At 47.4% G+C, this 4857-nt stretch carries 2 protein-coding genes; both read right to left on the bottom strand.

The features are described from left to right. Nucleotides 1-1631: hypothetical protein (locus KDK19_RS06560; protein WP_257253718.1), on the bottom strand; the 1631-nt coding region annotated here is incomplete at its 3' end. Nucleotides 1632-1967: 336 nt separating this feature from the next. Then, nucleotides 1968-4857, bottom strand: a 2890-nt coding sequence (locus KDK19_RS06555; RefSeq protein WP_257291596.1) for a hypothetical protein, incomplete at its 5' end; no start/stop codon positions are given.

The raw sequence follows: 4857 nt of genomic DNA, 5'->3' as shown, positions 1-4857 counted from the left end.
ACATCCTCATGGTTGAGCATGCCCTTGCCACTGTTCATGGACGAGAAGGAGCGGAGCAGCTCCATATTGAACTCGCCATCCTTGTCCCGCCATTCCGGCCAGCCCAGTACCTCTTTCACTTCCTCATGTTTGAGCTTGCCTTTGGTATGATTCATGGACGAGAAGGAGCGGAACATCTCAATACTGAACTTGCCATCCTTGTCTTTCCATTCCGGCCAGCCCAGCACGGCTTTCACTTCCTCATGCTTGGGCACGCCTTTTGTGTTGTACATGGACGAGAAAGAGCGGAACAACTCTACATTGAACCTTCCATCCCTGTCTCTCCATTCCGGCCAGCCCAGCACGGTTTTCACTTCCTTATGTCTGGGCACACCTTTGCCATTATTCATGGACGAAAGGGAAGTCAATACATCCAGAGCCGCTAAATATTTCAGTTCATTCTGGCTACGTTCTGCAAAATCACGGATATGTTTTTTTTCATTTTTTAGCATGCTGGTCAGCATGCCGGTATTTTTTATAGTTTCTGGAAGGTGTCCAAAAAAAACAACAGCATTATCGAAGAAGCCATTAAAAGACTTTCTCGTCACGAAACCGAGCAGCTTATAAAAAGTGTATTTGACTGTGATGTTTTTTTTCTTAAATACCTCCATCAGGGCTTGTGCTTTTTCCAGCTCTTCTTTATTTAATTCGTAATGGATATTTGCTTTTACTTTTTCCAATGGGTCATCGGGGATCAGAGTGTCTGCCAGTTTCTTCTTTTTGGCCGGTGCCTCTGAAAAAGCTACTTTTGAATGATTTCTCTTTCTACCCGAGCCCTTCTTTTTTTTCTGTGAAGGTTCTGATAAACCCGGTTCTGTTTCTTTATGGTTTTGTCTTGCTCTTTTTTTACCCACAGTGCCCGACAGGCATCGGTTGCACAAAAACGCTGAAGCTGCTGCCTCATTGTGTATACGACTTAATTCCTGTGTATTGAGTGTCTTGTTACACCGGGAACAATTGACAGCTGAACTTTCGCCACCCTGCCCAGCTGAGGGTTTCAGTGGGTCATCATCTTTACGACCACTGCCATCTGTAGAACCTGATGCCTGTTCGCGGGCTGTGGTTCTGTTCGTCTGGCCGGATTGGCCAGTCTGGTCTGTTGTCACGGTGGTTGATACTTTGAGGATTCTCGAGGGTTGACTCTTTTTCTTGGTACCCACCTGCCGGACAGAATATTTGCCAGCAGTGATCTCACGGTAAGCAATGAGTTTCTGACTGTGCTCGGTTGGCCAAGTCTGAACCAGCCCCGGATGCATCGTGTCAGGGGCTGATCTTTCCAGATCCAGAATGTCCGCTTCAATCACCATAATCCGATCTGACAAAATCCGGGCCAGCGTGGTCCGGTCAGTTATAATTGCCCATAGTCGTTTGATTCGTAACATTCGAAGCAGTTGCCTTTTTTGTTGAAGGCATTTTTGAACAGGGCTGAGAACGAGGGTAAGGTCAGACTGGGGCTCTGGGTCAGGATTCCAGCGGTTTCCGTCGGGTGGCTTATCGCCATCATCTCCCCCGGCAGTAACCGTGGCGATCACGGTAGCGGAAGTGTTCTCAGGAACTTCAGGGGACATGTCAATGTGGCGTGTTTGCTTCATTGGCCAACTCGCCAGGGGACGCAATTGGAGAGGCTCAAGAGGGCTGTTATTCGGTAGCAGCTGAAGCAAACTAAGGGCGAATTGCATAAACCCTGGCGGAAGAGGGTTGGGCTGCTCAGGTTCGGCCAACTTGTTGGCATACAAGAAATGCGTTGGCTGCGGGCCTGAGCCGACCAATCCCACTGCAGGCATTGGCTCCCCAAGCATAATTGTCACCAACAAAAGCAGTGATCGAGCCATTGAGCAGGCGGTTTTGCTTTCTTGTGGGCATCCCATAGACTCAGGCGCATTGATAGATGTTTGCCACATGCACGAGACTGTATAGCACCTTAATGGCTAGCGTGCCGTGAAACACTCATCAAGCAGTTCTAATTCCTGAAAACTCTGATAAATATCAGGATCAACCTCCGATAATAAGGAGTCACGCATTTTTAACCGCTGTATTTCGCTGCATGCCCATTGCCTCCATCCTTCCAGTATGTTGTTATCGATATCGATTTTGGCTTTTTTAAGGACGGCCACTGCATGCGCAAGCTCCATTTCATTCTTGTACTCGTCCAGTAATGTCAGTATTTCGGTGCTAAAAACTTCTGTCTGGTTGAGCTTTAACCATAAATTGCGAAACGCCTGTTTTTCTGTTTTTTCGTCTGGTGGGGTAATGCTTTGTGTTACCGATTCAATGAACGGCTCACAGGCTTCAGCACTCGTGGGTTGGACATTATTCAGGTATTGGGACAGTGATTCTTTGATCTCATCGGGGCATTCTGCCCCTGATGCTTCGATTCTTTCTCTCAGTTTGCCAAGCAAGGATCCAGGCAGCCTCTCTTTATGCTGGTCAAGGGATTTCCATGCGATGAGGTTGATGGTCATCTTAGTGTTGATCAGGTTAGCCAGAACATATACAGGTAAAGGTTTGAAGGGGGCTGCTTCAATGGCATCTTTTGCCCCGGGCTCTCTGTTTGCGGATAATCTGGCTTCGCGTCTTTGAATGTATAACGGGTAATCCAATCTTAAACGCCTTTGCCAATCATCTGCTGTCAAATAATAGTATTCAGGCATATCAGTGATTTTCAAAAAAAACCGGAACTGATCCTCTGACCAGTTGCTGATTTCCATTTTTTCATCATTTATTTTCAGCTGCGGCATTGGAAAACGGTAGATCTGAACACTGTCACCCGGCACCTCAACCTCAAGCCACTGCCCTCTGACAGTGAAGAACATCTCATTGAGGTTGTGCATCAGCACGGTGATATAGCTCAGGGCCAGCTGTTCTCCCGATGGAATAAGTCCAGATACAGGTATCTCAACGGTGTTGGTGTCTGTTGTGCGCATTCCAGAGAGAAAGTGATCGGGGATTTCGTGATCCCAGGGCAGAAGGCAATGGGTTCTGAGTAACGCTTCAAAAAGTATTTGGATGCCTTCTTTTGTGATGTCATGGTTTTTTAGTCCAAGGCAAGCTTCAAGCAGCCGTTTTAACCATTGGGAGGAATGCTCTTTGCTGAGTTTATTCAGGGCGCTCAACGAGGGAAACAGGTTGAATAGAGCCCCTGCATGGTTGGCGTCCAGAAAACGGAGCTGATCATCTTTTGTCAAGGGTTCCAGTATCTCCCAATAGAGTCTTTGCATATAGTCGAGTTCCAGCACCCCCGATAATTGTCGTAACCGGGCTGAGAGCTGTTCCCATTGGCTCTTGTCTGGCAATGATTTCAACCGCCTGACGAAATAGACAAAACGCCCTCTGTATTCATTGGAAGAAAAAAGAACCATTGCTTGATTTAATACGTGCAAAGGCACGGTTTTACCCGAATGTTGCCGCAAAAAATCCCGGTCCTGTTGATTAGCCTTAAGGTAGCACTCGATGCCTTTCCCTCCATAAGAAGACAGAAGCTTTATCAATGATTCCGATATCGGAACGGTTTTAGTCCTTTCATGGCATTGGTAAAACTGTTTTAAAACTGCCCAGCTTATTGACCAGTCTGGTTTATAGGTGGAGAGGTAAAGAGCAACTGTTTTTATCTGGCGATTCCATTTGTCGCCCTCTTCGTTATCAGAGTCGTTATTTTCTTCAGTAAATTCTGTAAACAGCCACTGTTTCAGCTGTGTCTCCCGGTGTTGCAGCGTTTCAGTGGCAGGTAGCCCTTCTGATTTCCAGAGTTTGGTCATAATTTGCAGGAGCAAGTGATTGGGTTTACCCCCGCAACGTGTCCAGTCCAACACTTTTTTCACATGCTCATGTTTGGGCACTCCTTGGCCATGATTCATGGATGAGAAAGCGTTAAACCGTTTCATACTAAAATCGCCATGCTTGTCTTTCCATTCCGGCCAGCCCAGTACCTCTTTCACTTCCTTGTATTTGAGCACGCCATGGTTATGATTCATGAACGTGAAGGCGCGGAACCGCTCCATACTGAACTCGCCATTTTTGTCTTTCCATTCCGGCCAGTCCAACACCTCTTTCACTTTCTTACGTCCGGGCATGCCTCTTTTGGCGCATATGGACGAGAAGGCGCGAAACCGCTCCATACTGAACTCACCATCCTTGTCTCTCCATTCCAGCCAGCCCAGCACCTCTTTCACTTCCCAATGTTTGAGCATGCCCCTGGCATGATTCATGGACGAGAAAGTGCGAAACTGCTCCGTACTGAACTCACCGTGCTTGTCTTTCCATTCCGGCCAGCCCAGCATTTCTTTCACTTGCTCATGGTTGGGCACGCCATGGCCTTTATTCATCGATGAGAAAGCGCGAAATAACTTCATATTGAACACACCATCCTCGTCTTTCCATTCCGGCCAGCCCAGTACCTCTTTCACTTCCCTATGTTTGGGTGCACCTCTCGAGGTGAACATCGATGAGAAGGTGCGGAAGAGTTCCCTGTTGAACTCGCCATCCTTGTCTTTCCATTCCGGCCAGTTCAGCATCTCTTTCACTTCCATCTGTTTGTGAGTGCCTTTACTGGCGTACATAGATGAGAAAGTGCGGAACAGCTTTATACTGAACTCGCCATTCTTATCTTTCCATTCCGGCCAGGCCAGCACCCCTTTCACTTCCTCATGTTTGAGCATGCCTTTGCTACAATTCACGGATGAGAAGGCGCGGAACAACTCCATACTGAATTTGCCATTTTTGTCTTTCCATTCCGGCCAGCCCACTACCTCTTTCACTTTCTCATGTTTGAGCATGCCTTTGCCATTATTCATGGATGAGAAGGCGCGGAACAGCTCCATA

This window comes from Endozoicomonas sp. ONNA1 (assembly GCF_024606325.1).
Classification (GTDB): Bacteria; Pseudomonadota; Gammaproteobacteria; order Pseudomonadales; family Endozoicomonadaceae; genus Endozoicomonas_A.
The sequence above is the reverse complement of the archived record's forward strand: the minus strand, read 5'-3'. Positions and strand labels throughout refer to the sequence as shown.